Consider the following 17,999-nt stretch of genomic DNA (forward strand, 5'->3'; position numbering starts at 1 on the left):
GCGACCATGAGCCCGACCAGCACCACCACCGGCGAGGCGTACCTGCTGGTGGTGGACGACGAGCCGAACATCCGCGAACTGCTCTCCGCCTCCCTCCGGTTCTCCGGTTTCCGGGTGGCTTCGGCGGCCACCGGCGAGGAGGCGCTCAGCTCGATCGCGGCCGAGCGGCCCGACCTGGTCGTGCTCGACGTGATGCTCCCGGACCTGGACGGCTTCACCGTGGTCGAGCGGCTCCGCGAGCAGGCCCAGTGGCCGCAGCCCGCCGACCACGTGCCGGTGCTCATGCTCACCGCCAAGGACGGCACCACCGACAAGGTGCACGGGCTGGCGGCCGGTGCGGACGACTACGTCACCAAGCCGTTCAGCCTGGAGGAGCTGATCGCCCGGATCAGGGCGATCCTGCGCCGGGCGGGCGGCCCCACCGAGGACGGCCGGCTGACGGTCGGTGACCTGACCCTCGATCCGACCGCGCACGAGGTGACCAGGGCCGACCAGCCGGTCAGCCTCTCGCCGACCGAGTTCAAGCTGCTGCACTACCTGATGGCCAACGTGGGCCGGGTGGTCTCCAAGGCGCAGATCCTGGACCACGTCTGGGCCTACGACTTCGGCGGCGACCTCTCCATCGTCGAGTCGTACATCTCCTACCTCCGCCGCAAGCTCGACTCGGGCCCGGTGCACGGGCCGAAGCTGATCCACACCGTCCGGGGCATCGGCTACGCGCTCCGCCGACCGCCGCAGTGATGTCCCGGCTCTCGCTCCGCACCCGGTTGCTGCTGCTCACCCTGCTGCTGGTCACCACCGGCCTCGCGGTCAGTGACGTGATGGTGCTCGGCACCGTCCGGGGCAACCTGGTGGACCGCGCGGACGAGCAGCTGAAGGGGTTCGCCGAGCCGCTCTCGCACCGCGACCCGGAACGGGCCGCCGAGGCCCGCCAGTTCAACCAGGCGGCGGCCAACCGCCGGATCGCCCCGGCGCTGCCGAGCCAGTTCCTGGTGCAGTACCTGGGGGCGAGCGGCAGCGTCGAGCAGGTGCTCAGGGAGCCGATGAGCGGCGCCGACCCGGGCCCCCGGCTGACCGGCCTGGGCCCGATCGGCAAGCCCTTCGACGCCCCGGGCGAGCAGCAGGGCCACCGCTGGCGGGTGCTGATCCTCCCGGTCACCAAGAGCAGCCCGGCCACCCCGCAGTACGCGCTGGCCGCGATCTCCCTCGACGACGTCGACTCCACCGTCTCCCGGTTGCAGACCTCCTTCCTCGCCATCGGCGCCGTGGTCCTGCTGCTGATCACCGCCCTCGGCGCGTTCGCCGTCCGGGCCGGCCTGCGTCCGCTGTCCCGGATCGAGCAGGACGCCGAGCTGATCGCCACCGGCGGCCTCTCGCACCGGATCTCCCAGCCGCCGGCCACCACCGAGGTAGGCCGGCTGACCGCCGCGCTGAACAGCATGCTGAGCCAGCTGGAGACGGCCTTCGCCGCCCGGGCCCGCTCGGAGGCCAGGATGCGCCGGTTCGTCGCGGACGCCTCGCACGAGCTGCGCACCCCGCTGGCCGGCATCCGGGGCTTCGCCGAGCTGCACCGGATGGGTGCGCTGGAGGACGTCGACCGTGCGATGGACCGGATCGAGTCGGAGGCGATCCGGCTCGGCACCCTGGTCGAGGACCTGCTGACGCTGGCCCGGCTGGACGAGGAGCGCCCGCTCGACCTGGCGCCGATGGACCTGCGCACCCTGGCCGCCGACGCCCTGCACGACCTGACCGCGCTCGACCCGGGCCGTCCGGTCTCGCTCACCGGCCCGGCCGGTACCGGCGCCCCCCAGCCGGCCCCGGTGCTCGGCGACGAGGCCAGGCTCCGCCAGGTGGTCACCAACCTGGTCGGCAACGCCGCCAAGCACACCCCGCCGGGCACCCCGGTCCGGATCGGCGTGGGCCGGTCCGGTGGCCACTGCCTGCTCGAAGTGGCCGACTCGGGGCCCGGTCTGACCCCCGATCAGTCCGCTCAGGTGTTCGAGCGCTTCTATCGGGTCGACCCGTCCCGGAGCCGGCGCGACGGCGGCGGGGCGGGCCTCGGCCTGGCCATCGCCTGCGCCCTGACCAGCGCCCACCACGGGACGCTGACGGTGGACTCCAGCATCGGCGTGGGCACCGTGTTCCAGCTCCAGCTGCCCCCGGCCTGAACCGACCCCACCCCGCTGTTCGAACGGATCTAAGCATCGTGGATACTCTCCTTGTGAACGTGTTCACGTTCACAAGCGGACAAGCTTTGGCCGCATTCCGGCGCTCGTCTGCTAAAAGTGATCTTTGTCCGTTATGTGAGTAGAAGTCACCAGCCGGAGAGAGGGCGAAGTGGAGCTAGCAGTCGCTCACGAGACCATCGCGCGATGGCAGTTCGGCATCACCACCGTCTACCACTTCCTCTTCGTGCCGCTGACGATCAGTCTGGCGGCCCTGGTGGCCGGGCTGGAGACGGCCTGGGTGCGGACGGGCAAGGAGAAGTACTTCCACGCCACCAAGTTCTGGGGCAAGCTCTTCCTGATCAACATCGCCATGGGCGTGGTGACCGGCATCGTGCAGGAGTTCCAGTTCGGGATGAACTGGTCGGACTACTCCCGCTTCGTCGGCGACGTGTTCGGGGCCCCGCTCGCGATGGAGGCGCTGATCGCCTTCTTCTTCGAGTCCACCTTCATCGGCCTGTGGATCTTCGGCTGGGACAAGCTGCCGAAGAAGATCCACTGCGCCTGCATGTGGATGGTCGCGATCGGCACCCTGCTCTCCGGCTACTTCATCCTGGCGGCCAACTCCTGGATGCAGCACCCGGTCGGCTACACCGTCGACCCGGTCACCGGGAAGGCCCAGCTCACCGACATCGCCCGGGTGCTGTTCCAGGACACCACCGTGGTGGTGGTGCTGCACACCATCACCGCCGCCTTCCTGACCGGCGCGGCCTTCATGGTCGGCATCAGCAGCTTCCACCTCTGGAAGGACAAGCGCTCCGACCGGCCGGACCCGAAGCGGACCGCCGCCATGCGCACCTCGCTCCGGCTCGCCCTGGTGGTCGCGGTGATTGCGGGCCTCGGCACCGCGCTCAGCGGCGACAGCCTGGCCAAGGTGATGTTCCGTCAGCAGCCGATGAAGATGGCCTCGGCCGAGGCGCTCTGGGACACCGAGGCCCCGGCCCCGTTCTCGATCTTCGCGGTGGGCAACGTCAACGAGGGCCACAACTCCGTCGCGCTGGAGATCCCGGCGATACTGTCCTTCCTCGCCAACAGCGACTTCACCTCCGCCGTCCCCGGCATCAACGAGACGGCCGCCGCCGAGGCGGCGCGGTACGGCGGCGACCCGAAGGACTACATCCCGAACATCTTCGTCACCTACTGGGGCTTCCGCCTCATGATCGGCTTCGGGATGACGTCCTTCGTGGCCGCGCTGATCGGGCTCTGGACCACCCGCCGGAAATTCTGGCTGGCCCCCGAGTACCGCACCGGTGACGACGAGGTCCCCCGGCTGATGCTCACCAGGAACACCGAGATGAACGGCTTCCTGACCAGGTGGAGCTGGCGGATCGGCATCCTCACCATGGGCTTCCCGCTGATCGCCAACAGCTTCGGCTGGATCTTCACCGAGATGGGCCGTCAGCCCTGGGCCGTCTTCGGCCTGATGAAGACCTCCGCCGCCGTCTCGCCCAACGTCAGCGTCACCACCCAGGTGATCGCCCTCTCCACCTTCACCCTGCTCTACGCGGTCCTGGCGGTGATCGAGGTCAGACTCCTGGTCAAGTACGCCAAGGCGGGCCCGGTCACCACCGAGGAACCCCCGACCGAGGACCCGACGCTGCGCCCCGGGCCCGACGACGCCGACAAGCCTCTCGCCTTCGCCTACTGAGGACTCCCGATGCAACTCCACGACGTCTGGTTCATCCTGATCGCCGTCCTCTGGATCGGCTACTTCTTCCTCGAAGGCTTCGACTTCGGCATCGGCGTCCTCACCAAGCTGCTCGCCCGCAACACCGCCGAACGCCGGGTCCTGATCAACACCATCGGCCCGGTCTGGGACGGCAACGAGGTCTGGCTGCTGACCGCCGGCGGCGCCACCTTCGCCGCCTTCCCGGACTGGTACGCCACCCTGTTCTCCGGCTTCTACCTGCCGCTCCTGATCATCCTGGTCTGCCTGATCGTCCGCGGCGTCGCCTTCGAGTACCGGGCCAAGCGCACCGATCAGCGCTGGCAGCGGAACTGGGAGCACGCCATCTTCTGGACCTCGCTGCTGCCCGCCTTCCTGTGGGGCGTGGCCTTCGCCAACATCGTCCAGGGCGTCGACATCGACGCGAAGAAGAACTACGTCGGCACCTTCTGGGACCTGCTCAACCCGTACGCCATCCTCGGCGGCCTGGTCACCCTCGCCCTCTTCACCTTCCACGGCGCGCTCTTCGCCGCGCTGAAGACGGTGGGCGAGATCCGCACCCGGGCCCGCGCCATGGCGCTCCAGCTCGGGCTGCTCACCGCCGTGCTGGCGCTGGTCTTCCTGGTCTGGACCCAGGCCGACAGCGGCAACGGCTGGAGCCTCACCGCGCTGGTGATCGCCGTGGTGGCCCTGCTCGGCTCCCTCGGGGCGAACCAGCTCGGGCGCGAGGGCTGGGCGTTCATCCTCTCCGGGGTCACCGTCACGGCCGCGGTCGCGATGCTCTTCCTGGCCCTGTTCCCCGACGTGATGCCGTCCACCCTGAACCCGGAGTGGTCGCTGACCGTCAGCAACGCCGCCTCCTCGGCCTACACGCTCAAGCTGATGACGATCGTGGCGGCGGTCTTCACTCCGCTGGTGCTGCTCTACCAGGGCTGGACGTACTGGGTGTTCCGCAAGCGGATCGGCACCCAGCACATCCCGGCCGCGCACTGACCATGAGGCCCGTCGACCCCCGCCTGCTCAGCCAGGCCAGGACCACCCGCGCCTTCCTCGCCGGATCGGTACTCCTCGGCGGGGTCGGCGCGGTCCTCACCGTGCTCCAGGCCACCCTGATCGCCGAGATCGTGGTCCGCGCCTTCCAGCAGCACGACTACGCCCTCACCACCCCGCTGCTGCTGCTCGGCTGCACCGCGCTCGGCCGCGCCCTGGTCGCCTGGCTCACCGAGCTGACGGCCCATCGGTCGGTGGCCCGGGTGAAGTCCACCCTCCGCCGCCGGCTGCTCGACCACGCCACCGCGCTCGGCCCCGGCTACCTCTCCACCCGCCGTACCGGCGAGCTCACCACCCTCGCCACCCGGGGGATCGACGCGCTCGACGACTACTTCGCCCGCTACCTGCCGCAGCTCGCGCTCGCCGTGGTGGTCCCCGCGATCGTCCTGCTCCGGATCCTCGGCGCCGACCTCGCCTCGGCCGCGATCATCGCCGGGACGCTGCCGCTGATCCCGCTCTTCATGGTTCTGATCGGCCTGGCCACCCAGAGCCGGATGGACCGGCAGTGGAGCACCCTGGCCCGGCTCAGCCATCACTTCCTCGACGTGGTCGCTGGCCTGCCCACGCTCAAGGTCTTCAACCGGGCCAAGCACCAGGCCGAGACGGTCCGCCGGATCACCGACGACTACCGCAGGGCGACCCTGCGCACGCTCCGGATCGCCTTCATCAGCTCGTTCGCGCTGGAGCTGCTGGCCACCCTCTCGGTCGCCCTGGTCGCCGTCTCGATCGGCTTCCGCCTGGTCGACGGCACCCTCGGCCTGGAGACCGGCCTGCTCGTCCTGGTGCTGGCCCCCGAGGTCTACTTCCCGATCCGCCAGGTCGGCGCGCTGTACCACTCCAGCGTCGAGGGCCTCTCGGCCGCGAACGAGATCTTCGAGGTGCTGGAGACCCCGCTCCCCGCCGCCGGCACCACCCCGGCCCCCGACCTCCGCAGCGCGACCATCACTCTCACCGACCTGGCCGTCGAGGGCCGCCTGCCCGCCACCAGCCTGACCGTCACCCCCGGCTCGGTGGTCGCCCTGACCGGGCCGAGCGGCTCCGGCAAGACCACCCTGCTCAGCGCCCTGCTCGGCTTCACCGCCCCCACCTCCGGCACCGTCCGGATCGGCGGCCACGACCTGGCCGAGCTCGACCCGGCCGACTGGCACCGCCAGATCGCCTGGGTCCCGCAGCATCCGCACCTGTTCGCCGGGACGGTCGCCGACAACATCCGGCTGGCCCGCCCCGACGCCACCGACGCGGAGCTGCGGGCCGCCCTGGCGGCGGCCCACGCCACCGACTTCGCCGACCCGGACACCGAGCTGGGCGAGAACGGGGCCGGCCTCTCGGCCGGCCAGCGCCAGCGCCTGGCCCTGGCCCGCGCCCTCCTGACGGATCGTCCGCTGCTACTGCTGGACGAGCCCACCGCCAACCTGGACAGCGCCAGTGAGGAGGCGATCGTCCGGGCCGTCCAGGCCCTCCGGGGCCGCACCGTCCTCTTCGTCGCCCACCGCCCCGCCCTGCTCGCCACCGCCACCCACCATCACCACCTCGCACCGCCACCCACGGCCATGGTGACCGAGCCGGTGGAGCCGTCGCAGCAGGCCGTCCGGCCCGGTACCCCCGCCGCCGCTTCGCCCGACACCGTCCCTGCGCCCGCGGCCACCATCCCCCGGCTCACCCTCGCGACCGTGCTCGGCACCCTGGCCCTCACCTGCGCCGTCGCCCTGATGGCCACCTCGGGCTGGCTCATCTCGTACGCCTCCGAGATGCCGCCGGTGCTCTACCTGATGATGGCCGTGACCTCCGTCCGGGCCTTCGGCATCGGCCGCAGCGTGTTCCGCTACGCCGAGCGCCTGGTCTCGCACGACGCCGTACTGCGGGCGCTCGGGGCGATCCGCACCTCCGTCTACCGGCGGCTGGAGCAGCTCGCCCCCACCGGCCTGCCGGCCTTCCGCCGGGGCGACCTGCTGTCCCGGCTGGTCTCCGACGTCGACGCGATCCAGGACCACTACCTGCGCTGGAGGCTCCCGGCCGCGGTCGCCGTCGCGGTCTCGCTGCTCTCCTCCCTCGCCCTCGCCGCCTTCCTCCCCGCCGCCGGGGCCGTTCTCGCCCTCGGCCTGCTGCTGGCCGGGGCCGTCGTGCCCGCCCTGGCCGGGCGCCTCTCCGCCCGGACGGAGCGTCAGCAGGCACCGGCCCGGGGCGAGTTGGCCACCGCCGTGGTGGACGCCCTGACCGGCACCGCCGAACTCACCGTGGCCGGCGCGCTCCCCGCCCGGCTCCGGGCCGCCACCGCCGCCGACCGCCGCCTGACCGGCCTGGCCGCCCGCTCCGCCGCCTCGCTGGCCGCCTCCACCGGGCTGACCGCCGCCCTCACGGGGCTGACCGTCGCCGCCGCCGCGGCCGTCGGCGTACACGCCGTCAGCACCGGTGCGCTGCCCGGCGTCTGCCTCGCCCTGGTGATCCTGACGCCGCTGGCCGCCTTCGAGGCGGTCACCGGAATGCCCGGCGCGGTCCAGGCCCGGGCCCGGAGCAGGGCCTCCGCCGCCCGGCTGGACGAGCTGCTGACCGCCGAGCCCGCCGTGACCGAGCCGACCTCCCCCGCCGAGGCGGCCCGGACCGCCCATCTGACCGCCCGGGGGCTCTCCGCCCGCTGGCCGGGCAGTGCCGCCGACGCGATCCACGGCATCGACCTCGACCTCACCCCCGGCCGCCGGATCGCCGTCGTCGGCCCCTCCGGCTCCGGCAAGACCACCCTCGCCCACACCCTGCTGCGCTTCCTCGAACCCACCGCCGGGAGCGTCGTGCTGAACTGTCCACAGCCTGTGGACACCCGGACGATTTCGTCCGACCAGGTCCGCCGCTCGGTCGGCCTGTGCGCCCAGGACGCCCACATCTTCGACAGCTCGCTCCGGGAGAACCTCCGGCTGGCCGCCCCCGGCGCCACCGACGACGCGCTCTGCGCGGCCCTCGCCTCGGCCCGACTGCTCGGCTGGGTACGGACCCTGCCCGAGGGCCTGGACACCATGGTGGGCGAGCACGGCGCCCGGCTCTCCGGCGGCCAGCGCCAGCGCCTGGCGCTGGCCCGGGCCCTGCTCGCCGACTTCCCGGTGCTGATCCTGGACGAGCCCGCCGAGCACCTCGACCTCCCCACCGCGGACGCCCTCACCGCCGACCTGCTGGCGGCCACCACCGGCCGCACCACGCTGCTGATCACCCACCGGCTGGCGGGTCTGGACGCCGTCGACGAGATCCTGGTGCTGGACTGCGGCCGGGTCGTCGAACGCGGCAGCTGGGCCGAGCTGACCGCCGACCCGGACAGCGCGTTCGCCGCCGGCTGGCGCCGCGAGCAGCTGGCCGACCTCGGTGCGGTCCCCGCCGTTCCGGCGGCCCGCCACACCATCGAACGTCGGCAACCACCACTCCAAACCACCACAAACTAGGCTCTTCCCATGGAGACCCAGCCCGACCGGAACACCGGCCCCACCGACCCGGCCCCGCACCGGGTGCCCGAGATCTCCTCCCTCGGCCTGGACACCCTGGTCACCGAGGTCTCCGAACGCCTCCAGTCCGCCGCTGCCGTCACCGACCGGATGCAGCGCCTGCTCGAAGCCGTGGTCTCGGTCGGGGCCGGCCTCGACCTGCACGCCACCCTCCAGCGGATCGCCACCGCCGCCGCCGAGCTGGTCGACGCCAGGTACGCCGCCCTCGGTGTGATCTCGCCGCACGGGGACGGCCTCTCCGACTTCATCCACATCGGCATCGACGACGAGACCGCCGCCCGGATCGGTGAACTCCCGACCGGGCGGGGCATCCTGGGCGTCCTGATCGACCATCCGGAGTCGCTCCGGCTGACCGACCTCTCGGCCGACCCCCGCTCCACCGGCTTCCCGGCCCACCACCCGCCGATGAAGTCCTTCATCGGGGAGCCGATCCGGGTCCGCGGCGAGGTGTTCGGCAACCTCTACCTGACCGAGAAGAAGAGCAGCACCGGCGCGTTCACGCCCGAGGACGCCCAGGTGGTGCACGCGCTGGCCGCCGCCGCCGGGGTCGCGATCGAGAACTCCCGCCTGTACGAGGAGGGCCGCCGGCGCGAGCGCTGGATCGCCGGCGCCTCCGCCGTCACCACCGCGCTGCTCTCCACCGACCGGGCCCAGGTGGCCCTCACCGTGGCCGCCGAACAGGTCCGCGAACTCGCCGACGCCGCCCTGGGGATGATCCTGCTGCCCACCGGCGACGGCCAGATGCGGGTGGCCCACGCCTCGGGCGACAAGGCCGAGTTCGTCCGGGGCGAGCTGCTGCCCACCACCAGCTTCGCGGCCAGGCTGCTGGAGGGCGAGAGCGTCTACATCGACGACATGGCCGGCGACCCCGACGTGGTGATCCGGCTGGCCCGCAGGTTCGGCGCCTCGATGGCCGTCCCGATGATCGCGGCCGGCCGGGTGCTCGGCGGTCTCTGCGTCTGGCGCAGCCAGGGCGCACCACCGTTCACCGAATCGGAGAAGCAGCTGGCCGAGGCCTTCGCCTCACAGTCCGCGCTGGCGCTGCGGCTGGCCGAGGGCCAGCGGGACCAGCAGCGGCTCGCCGTCTTCCAGGACCGCGACCGGATCGCCCGCGACCTGCACGACCTGGTGATCCAACGGCTGTTCGCCACCGGGATGATGCTCGAAGGCGCGGCCCGCCGGGCCGTGGTCCCCGAGGTCAGGACCGGGATCGGCAAGGCCGTGGACGAGCTGGACGCGACCATCCAGGAGGTCCGCACCACCATCTACGCGCTCCAGCACGACGACCACGGCGACGAGCCCGACACCCTGCGCACCCGGGTGCTCCGGGAGGGCAGCCAGGCGGCCGCGGCCCTCGGCTTCAAGCCCTCGATGACCTTCACCGGGCCGGTGGAGAGCCTGGTCGGCGAGAAGACGGGGCGTCAGCTCCTGGCCGCACTGCGGGAGACGCTCTCGAACGCGGCCCGGCACGCCCGGGCCTCCCGGGTCGGGGTGGAGATCGACGCCACCGTCCACCTGGACGCCGAGGGCCACCCGGTCTCCGGAGACCCGGACGCCTACGACCGGCCCGGCTGGCCCGGCGTCCTGCTCACCGTCACCGACGACGGCGTCGGCATCCCCGACGGCGGCCGCCGCAGCGGTCTGCTCAACCTCACCCGCCGGGCCGAGACCCTCGGTGGCGACGCCTGGCACGAGCCCGGGCCGGACGGGAAGGGCACCCGGATCCGCTGGTCGGCCCGGCTCTGAGCTCAGCCCTCCGCGGCCGACCCGAGCAGCTGCTCCAGCACCGCCGCCACCCCGTCCTGCGCGTTGCTGACGGTGTGCTGGGCCACGGCGGCGAGCACGTCCGGGTGGGCGTTGGCGACGGCGTACGCGGAGCCCGCCCAGGCCAGCATCTCCAGGTCGTTGGGCATGTCGCCGAAGGCCACCACCTCGCTCCGGTCGATGCCCTGGCTGTGGCACAGCTCGGCCAGCGTGGACGCCTTGGTGACCCCCAGGGCGCTGATCTCCAGCAGCGCCACCGGTGAGGAGCGGGTGATCTCGGCGTACTGTCCGGCCACCTCGCGGGCCTTGCCGAGGAAGGTGTCGGGATCCAACTCGGGGTGCTTCACCAGGAGTTTGAACATCCCGTCGACCCGGCCGTCGGTCAGCAGCAGCTCGGCCGGGGCCACCGCGTGCGGCTCGTCCGACCCCCACATCCGCAGCTCGTACCCGGCCTCCCGGGCGAAGCCGCCGGGGAACTCGAAGGCGAACGCCGAACCGGGCAGCTCGGCCCGGAGCAGCTCGACCACGGTCAGCGCGTCCGCCGCCGCCAGCGGGTAGGTCCGCAGCAGTTCTCCGCGCCGGACGTCCAGCACCGCGCCGCCGTTCGAGCAGATGGCCACGCCGTGCCCGCCGATGTGCGCGCTGACCTGCTCCATCCAGCGGGGCGGCCGACCGGTCACGAAGACCACCTGGACGCCTGCCTGCTCGGCGGCGGCCAGCGCGGCGGCCGTCCGGGGCGAGACGCTGCCGCCGGGGCAGAGCAGCGTGCCGTCCAGATCGGTGGCGATCAGGCGGGGGAGCGGTCGGGAGGCGGTGGCAGTCACCGCTCCATCTTCGCTCACCCCGGCCGATCCGCCGCCGACCGGGACGGCACCTCGGCTCAGGAGTGCCAGATCTCCTTGATGTCGCTGATCTTGCCGGAGCCGTCCAGCGCGATGTCGTAGATCCCGCCGGAGCAGCTGTACGGCTGCGGCACCTCCTGCTGGAGCAGGCAGTCGCCGACATGCTGGAACAGCTCGCCGAGCGGCACCGTCTTCAGCGTGCCGGGGCCACTGCTGAGCTGGGCCTTCACCTTGACCGCGAAGCCGTACGTCTTCTCGGCGCCGGCGCCCTCGTAGTGGCCGTCGTTGGGGTCGCAGACGAACTTCGCGTCCTTCACGTACACGGTGTCCTGCTTGGGCGCCTTCACCGCCTGGACGTACTTCCGCCCGGCCGTCGGCGCCGGGGTCTTGCACGGGCCGTTCTCGTCCGGGTCGGTGGTCGACCTGGACGCGGTCGGCTTCGTGGCCGGGGCGGTGGGGCTCTGCTCGACCGGGGCCTGGGGCGGCGTGCTGCTGGCGGCCGGGGCCTGGACGTGGTTGGTGCTGCTGCCGCCGCGGGTGTGCTTCTGGCACCCGGTCAGACCGATGACGACGGCCGAGACGACCACAACACCCGTGAACAGCCTACGAGCTGACATATCGCTGGTTCCCCCATGATCGATGTACCTCGCTGACGACCCGACAGGCTATCCGTCCGCCCCGACGCGGTTCGCCCTGGCCCCGGTCCGGCGCCGCCCCCGCAGGTCAACCCGGTGCCGTCCGGCTCACCGCTCCGGGTGATCCTCGCCCGCCGCCCGCAGTGGACCTGCCGCGGGCGGCGGGCCGCTCCCTAAGCTCCACCAATGAACCAGCCCCAGCCCCTCTCCCAGCCCCTTTCCCCGCTCCAGCCCCGGCCGGACCTGATCGGCCTCGTCCCGCGCGCCTACGCCGCCCTCAACACCCTGCACACCGAGGTGCTCCAGGCATCCCGGGAGGCCGGCCCGGAGGCCGGGCTGCTCACCCTGGTCCGGCTCCGCTGCTCCCAACTGAACGCCAGCTCCTACTGCGTGGAGCAGTACACCGCCGACGCCCGCGCGCTCGGCGAGTCGGAGGCCAGGCTGCGCGCCCTCGCCGGCTGGCGGGAGTCCGGCGACCTCTTCACGCCGCGCGAGCGGGCCGCGCTGGCCCTCGCCGAGACGGTCACTCTGACGGCTTCCGCTGCTGCCGCCGGCCCGTCCGGCCCGGCCTCCTCGCTCACCCCGGCCGAGGCCGCCTGCATCGGCTGGACCGCCACGGTCGCCAACGCCTACAACCGGGTCGCCCTCGCCTCCCGCATCACCTCCACCGTCCCGGTCCCGGCACCGGGTGCAGCCGTGCTGCCGGCCCAGCCGGACTCGGCGCCGGTTCCCGTCCCCGGCGGCTGAGTTCAGCGGGTCGGCCCGGCCAGCGCGTCGACCAGGGCGCGGGCCACGGACTGCTGGCCGGCCGGGGTGAGGTGCAGGCCGTCCTCCTGGTACCGGCCGCGGCCGGCCGGGCGGGTGTCGACGACGGGCTCCGGGCGGGTGAGCAGGAAGTCGGCGACGGCGTCGAGGTCCTGCTCGGACCAGGTCAGGCCGGCCCGCCGGAAGTGGGGGTAGTCCGCCACCCGCTGCGGGTCCACCCCGGTCGGGGTGAGCCAGACCCACCGGGCCGCCGTCCGGCCGGCGGTGAGGTCGTGCAGGGCCGCCAGGTTGCGCTGCGTCTCGGCGGGGCTGACCAGTGGCGTCCCGTCGATCCGCTGGGCGTCGTTGGCGCCGAGCATGCACAGCACCCAGTCGGGCCGCTGGAAGCCCAGCACGAACGGGAGTTGGGCCAGCGCCTGGGTGGTGGTGCTGCCCGGGACGGCCAGGTTGGTCAGCCGGACGCCGTCGGGCAGCAGGTGCCGCAGGACCTCGAACCAGGAGAGCCGGTCGGCGGTGGTGCTCTCGCCGATGGCGACCACGTGCTGCCCCGGCGCGAACGGCAGCCGGGCCGCCCTGGCCGCGAAGCCGGGCTCGGCCGTCAACTCGTGCGCGGCCGCCCGGGCCTGGCCGTCGAAGCGGTCCAGCAGGGCGCCGTACCGGGCCGGGTCGAGGCCGAACAGCGCGGCCAGCGCGGCCCGGTCCGGCTCGCCGAGGAAGCGCAGGGTCTGCTCCGGGCGCTGGGAGCGGACCAGGCGTTCGATCTGCTCGGGCTGGGCGGGCTGGTCGGACCGGTTGGCCGGGTCGGTCTGGTGGGTCTGGTGGGTGGTCATGTCAGCGCTCCGTCCGGACCCGGCGGCGGGGCAGCAGGAACCCGGCCGCGATCAGCCAGGCCAGCCCGGTGAAGCGGGCCAGCGGGAGCAGCAGGGCGGCACCCTCGGTGAGCAGCACCAGGGTGGACAGTTCGGCCACGGCGGCGACGGCCAGGCCCGCGATCGACAGCCACCGCGGCAGCAGCCCGGCCAGCAGCCCCGGGACGGCGAGCCCGGCGATCAGCAGGCCGAGCGGCACCACGTGGCCGGGGCCGCCGAAGCCGAAGGCCAGCAACTGCAGGGCCCGGACCAGGGCGGGCAGCTCCAGCACCGCCGGGTGCGAGAGCACCCAGGTGACCAGCCCGGAGCAGGCCAGGGCGGCGGAGGCGAGCACACCGCCGGCCAGCGCGATGGTCGCGCCGGGCGCCCGGACCCCGAGCTTGTGCAGCCGGGCCGAGACGGTCGCGGCGTAGACGGCCAGCGGGACCGAGGAGCCGAACTGGAGCAGGCCCGAGATCCGGATCGCGTCGGTGTGTTCGCGGAAGTACGCCACGATCGCGTCCTGGTCGCCGAACGGCGAGGGGAACGGGTGACCGTCCGCCAGCAGGGTGCTGACGATCAGTCCGGCGAGGAAGAGCGCGGTGAAGACCACGGCGAGGATGCCCGGCGGCGGGCCGCCCTGGGCCTCCCGGTGGGTGGGGGTGTCGTTCGACTGCACGGCAGGGTCCGTTCTCTCGGATGAATAGTTCACTGTAGAGAATCATTCCTCGTCGCGTACGATAGCTCCGTGAGCAGCACTCGGCAACCAGACCAAGGCCCCGGCGCCCCGGGCCCGCGCGGCGGGGCCTTCCTGCTCGCCCAGATCGGCGCGCACGCCGCCGGGCTGTTCGCCGAACGGATCGGGCAGCTGGGGCTGACCCCGGCCGACGTCGGCCTGCTGCGGATGATCGCCGGGCAGCCCGGCCGCAGTCAGCGCGCGCTGGCCACCGACCTGGGCGTGGTCCCGAGCCGGGTGGTCGCCCTGATCGACGCGCTGGAGGCCAAGGGGCTGGTCGAGCGCCGCCGCAGCGCCGAGGACCGCCGCCACCACGAGCTGCACCTCTCCGCCGAGGGCGGCCGCACCCTCGGCGCGGTCTCCCGCTCGGCCGCCGCCCACGAGGACCACCTGCTCGCGGCCCTGGACCCGGAGCAGCGCAAGCAGCTCACCGGCCTGCTCGAACTCGTGGCGGCACAGCAGGAGTTGACCCCGGGCGTGCACCCGGGCTACCGCAGCCTGCCCCGGAAGGCATAGCAACGACCGAGGGCCTGGTCGGTGGACCGGGCCCTCGGTGGGGTTACTGCTGCGGGGAGCGCGTGGCTCAACCCAGTTGGGCCAGGCCCTCGGTGGCGATCCGCTTGAACACCGCGAGGTCGTTGGCGAAGATCGAGTCCGGCACCGGCCAGTGGATCACCAGCTCGGTGATGCCCAGCTCGCGGTAGCGGCCCGCGTAGTCGACGAAGGCGTCCAGCGAGGCGAGCGGCTTCTCGGCCGTCGAGCCCTGCAGCAGCACCTTCTCCAGCTCGGCCACGTCCCGTCCCTGCGCCTCGCAGGCGGTGGCCAGCTTGGCCAGCTGCGCCGCGATCACGTCCGGCGCCTGCTCGACCGGCACGTCGGCCGGGCCGCGCGGGTCGCCGTACGTCACCCAGCCCTGCCCGTGCTCGGCCGCCAGCCGCATCCCGCGCGGCCCGGTCGCCGCGACGTAGAACGGCACCCGGGGCCGCTGAACGCAGCCGGGGATGTTCCGCGCCTCGACCGCCGAGTAGTACGGACCGCTCTCGGTGGTGGCGTCCTGCCGGAGCAGCTTGTCGAGCAGCGGCACGAACTCGCCGAAGCGGTCCGCCCGCTCCTTCGGCGACCAGGCCTCCTGCCCCATCGCGGTGGCGTCGAACCCGGCCCCGCCGGCCCCGATCCCGACCACCACCCGCCCGCCCGAGACGTCGTCCAGCGACACCAACTCCTTGGCCAGCGTGACCGGATGACGGAAGTTCGGCGAGGTCACCAGCGTCCCCAGCCTGATCCGCTCGGTCGCCGTCGCAGCGGCGGTCAGCGTCGGGACCGCCCCGAACCAGGGCTCCTCCCGGAAGCTCCGCCAGGAGAGGTGGTCGTAGGTGTAGGCCGCGTGGAAACCGAGATCCTCGGCCCGCCGCCAGATCTTCTGCCCCTCGCTCCACCGGTGGATGGGGAGGATCACCGTGCTCAGTCGCATACCGCCGACCCTACGGGAGCCTTGTTCGCCGACGCGGAGATCTTGGACGCGATCCGCGCCGCATCGCGGTCGAGGAGATCTGACCCGGCTCCCCTGTTCGCCTGCGTTCTCGCGTCCAGGACGAGACGGGTGAACGAGGACCGACCGGCGTCACGGGTGTCCCGGCCGGAGCCGCTCGGTGGTGGTGCGGGGTGCTCCCGTTGCCCGGTCGGGGCGGGTGTCGTGGCAGGGGGGGCGACCGGAGCGGGGCGTCTCACCTGGGCGTGTGGCGATGGGGGGTAATCCCGTTGCGGAGGTGTCCCCGGGTGCTGATAGAACTACCGATCGGACTCTCGTTCGAGAGGCCGATCGAGATATCACATTTTTGGGGGAGCGCGGGTGTCTCATCCGACGCCGAATGCCCGGCCGCTGACGGCCACCACACGACCACTGTCCCGTGCAGCCGTCCTTGCCGTGGTCACCGCGGCAGTGGTGGCCTACGCCGGTCTGCCGACCGCCCGGGCCGACGAACCGACGACGCAGCGGGTCGGCACCGTGCCGACCGCGCCCGGTGACGTGGCCAAGACCGCCGCTCCGGCGGGTGACACCCCGGTGCAGCTGAGCGTGCACCTGAAGCTCCGCGACGAGGCCGGCGCCAAGGCGTTCGCCGAGGCGGTGAGCGACAAGTCGTCGCCGCAGTACCGGAGTTACCTGAAGACCGGTGAGTTCGCGCTGCGCTTCGGCGCGGCCCCGGCCACCGTCGCCAAGGTCAAGCAGGCCCTCACCGCCCAGGGCCTGAAGCCCGGTGACCTCGCTGCCGACGGGCTGACCATCCCGGTCTCCACCACCGTCGCCCAGGCCGAGCGCGCCTTCGACCTGGACCTGGTCGGCTACAAGACCTCCGAGGGCCGGTCCGGTTTCCTCAACTCCTCCGCCCCCGCCGTGCGTGCCGACGTGGCTGGTGCGATCACCGGCATCGTCGGGCTGAACACGCTGGCCGAGGCCCGCAGCAACCACGTGGTCGGGGCCACCGGCCAGGCCGCCCCGCTCACCGGCGCCGTGCCGCACGCCGCGGCGGCGCCCTCGAACTTCCCCACCCTGTGCGCGGGCGTCGCCTCGCAGTTCCCGGGCAAGGCCGACGCCCGTGACTACTTCAGCCCGGCCCAGCTGGCGAAGGCCTACGGGCTGAGCAGCATGGCCGACGGCGGCGCCGGCACCACGGTCGCCGTCTTCGCGCTGGAGGACTACTCGGACGCGGCGCTGGCCAGCTTCCAGGCCTGCTACGGCACCAGCGCCTCGGTGCAGCGGGTCCGGGTCAACACCGGCCCGCAGGAGCCGGCGGACAACACCAATGTCGGCGTCGAGACGGCGCTCGACATCGACACGGTCATCGGTCTCGCGCCTCGCGCGAACGTGCTGGTCTACCAGGGCCCGGACGCCCAGCACGCCACCCCGGCCGACGTCCAGAACACCTACCGTCGGATCGTCACGGACAACATCGCCCAGGTGGTCACCACCAGCTGGGGCGTCTGCGACCAGGTGGTGGCGACCAGCGACCTGCAGGCCGAGCACGACATCTTCCTCCAGGCCGCGATGCAGGGTCAGACCGTGGTCGCGGCCTCGGGTGACGACGGCTCCAGCGGGTGCAACTACCTGAAGAGCCGCGGCGCGCCGAGCAGCATCACCGACCTGCTGAGCACCTCCGACCCGGCCAGCCAGCCGTTCGTCACCGGTGTCGGCGGCACGACCCTGCGCAGCACCGGCGGCGTCGCGTCCGAGACCGTGTGGAACCACGACGGTGGCGCGACCGGCGGCGGCATCTCCCGCTGGTCCTTCAACACCAGCTCCTACCAGGCCGGTTTCGCCGGTCCCGGGTACACGGGCACCAACTGCGGGGCCACGCCCGGCCGGGTCTGCCGCCAGGTCCCGGACGTGGCGGGCAACGCCGACCCGGCGACCGGCTACATGGTCGCCACCGGCGCCGGCTACTGGATGATCATCGGCGGTACGAGTGGTGCCGCCCCGCTCTGGGCCGCCGTCGTGGCGCACCAGAACGGCCCGGGCAGCTGCTCCGGCCGGGTGGGCTTCATCTCCCAGCCGCTCTACGACGCCGCCCGCAACGGCGTCAGCCCGCTGCGCGACATCACCTCCGGCCACAACGACATAGGCATCCAGGGCGGCCTGTACGCCGCCGCGCGCGGCTACGACCTGGCCACCGGCCTGGGCACCCCGAACGCCGCCAAGGTCATGGGCCTGGTCTGCCCGGCGCCCGCCGGCAGCAACCGCACCATCGAGATCGTCGAGAACGGCCAGCTGCACGAGGTCTACTCCGACGCGACCGGCTGGCACGACGGCATCGTCCCGGGCATCACCGGTGTCACCGCGCTGAGCTTCGCCTACAACTCCTCCGGGGCGCGGGTGATCGAGGCGATCGTCAACGGCGAGCTGCACGAGATCTACACCGACGCCTCCGGCTGGCACGACGGTGTGATTCCGGGTCTGTCCGGCATCACGGCGCTGAGCTTCAGCTACAGCC

General features: G+C 72.7%; 14 protein-coding genes. 9 read left to right on the top strand and 5 right to left on the bottom strand.

Annotated elements, in window-relative coordinates; genetic code table 11:
* Window positions 1–6: 6 nt before the first annotated feature.
* From ABT118_RS00605 to ABT118_RS00630, 6 genes are all read left to right on the top strand, one after another.
* Entirely contained in the window at window positions 7–741 is a 735-nt protein-coding gene (locus ABT118_RS00605) for a response regulator transcription factor (RefSeq protein WP_350643949.1), read from the top strand.
* Window positions 741–2,168: a sensor histidine kinase gene (locus tag ABT118_RS00610; RefSeq protein WP_350643950.1), complete on the top strand. Its 1,428-nt coding sequence runs from the start codon at window positions 741–743 to the stop codon at window positions 2,166–2,168. Before ABT118_RS00605 ends, ABT118_RS00610 begins: the two co-directional genes overlap by 1 nt.
* 169 nt (window positions 2,169–2,337) lie before the next feature.
* Window positions 2,338–3,873 (top strand): cytochrome ubiquinol oxidase subunit I, encoded by a 1,536-nt coding sequence (locus ABT118_RS00615; protein ID WP_350643951.1) that lies wholly within the window; start codon window positions 2,338–2,340, stop codon window positions 3,871–3,873.
* Between the two features lie 9 nt (window positions 3,874–3,882).
* Window positions 3,883–4,884 (top strand): cytochrome d ubiquinol oxidase subunit II, encoded by a 1,002-nt coding sequence (gene cydB, locus ABT118_RS00620; protein WP_350643952.1) that lies wholly within the window; start codon window positions 3,883–3,885, stop codon window positions 4,882–4,884.
* A gap of 2 nt (window positions 4,885–4,886) precedes the next feature.
* Complete coding sequence (gene cydD / locus ABT118_RS00625; RefSeq protein WP_350643953.1) at window positions 4,887–8,363, top strand: thiol reductant ABC exporter subunit CydD; 3,477 nt, start codon at window positions 4,887–4,889, stop codon at window positions 8,361–8,363.
* A gap of 9 nt (window positions 8,364–8,372) precedes the next feature.
* Entirely contained in the window at window positions 8,373–10,169 is a 1,797-nt protein-coding gene (locus tag ABT118_RS00630) for a GAF domain-containing sensor histidine kinase (protein ID WP_350643954.1), read from the top strand.
* Between the two features lie 2 nt (window positions 10,170–10,171).
* On the opposite strand, the gene ABT118_RS00635 is transcribed toward ABT118_RS00630, so the two are convergent.
* A complete protein-coding gene (locus tag ABT118_RS00635) occupies window positions 10,172–11,011 on the bottom strand; it encodes an HAD family hydrolase (protein ID WP_350643955.1) in 840 nt (279 codons plus the stop codon).
* A 56-nt stretch (window positions 11,012–11,067) separates the two neighbouring features.
* Window positions 11,068–11,646, bottom strand: a complete 579-nt coding sequence (locus ABT118_RS00640) for a hypothetical protein (protein WP_350643957.1) — start codon at window positions 11,644–11,646, stop codon at window positions 11,068–11,070.
* Between the two features lie 204 nt (window positions 11,647–11,850).
* On the opposite strand from ABT118_RS00640, the gene ABT118_RS00645 reads away from it, so the two are divergent.
* Window positions 11,851–12,411: a carboxymuconolactone decarboxylase family protein gene (locus ABT118_RS00645; protein WP_350643958.1), complete on the top strand. Its 561-nt coding sequence runs from the start codon at window positions 11,851–11,853 to the stop codon at window positions 12,409–12,411.
* A 2-nt stretch (window positions 12,412–12,413) separates the two neighbouring features.
* Here ABT118_RS00645 and ABT118_RS00650 read toward each other — a convergent pair whose 3' ends face one another.
* Entirely contained in the window at window positions 12,414–13,259 is an 846-nt protein-coding gene (locus tag ABT118_RS00650; RefSeq protein ID WP_350643959.1) for an SGNH/GDSL hydrolase family protein, read from the bottom strand.
* Between the two features lies 1 nt (window position 13,260).
* Window positions 13,261–13,956, bottom strand: coding sequence for a hypothetical protein (locus ABT118_RS00655; RefSeq protein WP_350643960.1), 696 nt, complete (start codon window positions 13,954–13,956; stop codon window positions 13,261–13,263).
* 69 nt (window positions 13,957–14,025) lie between these two features.
* Here ABT118_RS00655 and ABT118_RS00660 point away from each other — a divergent pair, with 69 nt between their 5' ends.
* Window positions 14,026–14,529, top strand: coding sequence for a MarR family winged helix-turn-helix transcriptional regulator (locus ABT118_RS00660; protein WP_350643961.1), 504 nt, complete (start codon window positions 14,026–14,028; stop codon window positions 14,527–14,529).
* 67 nt (window positions 14,530–14,596) lie between these two features.
* Here the strand turns inward: ABT118_RS00660 and ABT118_RS00665 are convergent, their stop codons facing one another.
* Window positions 14,597–15,484: an LLM class flavin-dependent oxidoreductase gene (locus ABT118_RS00665; RefSeq protein ID WP_350643962.1), complete on the bottom strand. Its 888-nt coding sequence runs from the start codon at window positions 15,482–15,484 to the stop codon at window positions 14,597–14,599.
* A 453-nt stretch (window positions 15,485–15,937) separates the two neighbouring features.
* On the opposite strand from ABT118_RS00665, the gene ABT118_RS00670 reads away from it, so the two are divergent.
* Window positions 15,938–17,999 (top strand): S53 family peptidase (locus tag ABT118_RS00670; RefSeq protein ID WP_350643963.1); only part of this gene is annotated, 2,062 nt, incomplete at its 3' end.

The organism is Kitasatospora sp. NPDC002040 (assembly GCF_040296785.1).
GTDB lineage: Bacteria > Actinomycetota > Actinomycetes > Streptomycetales > Streptomycetaceae > Kitasatospora.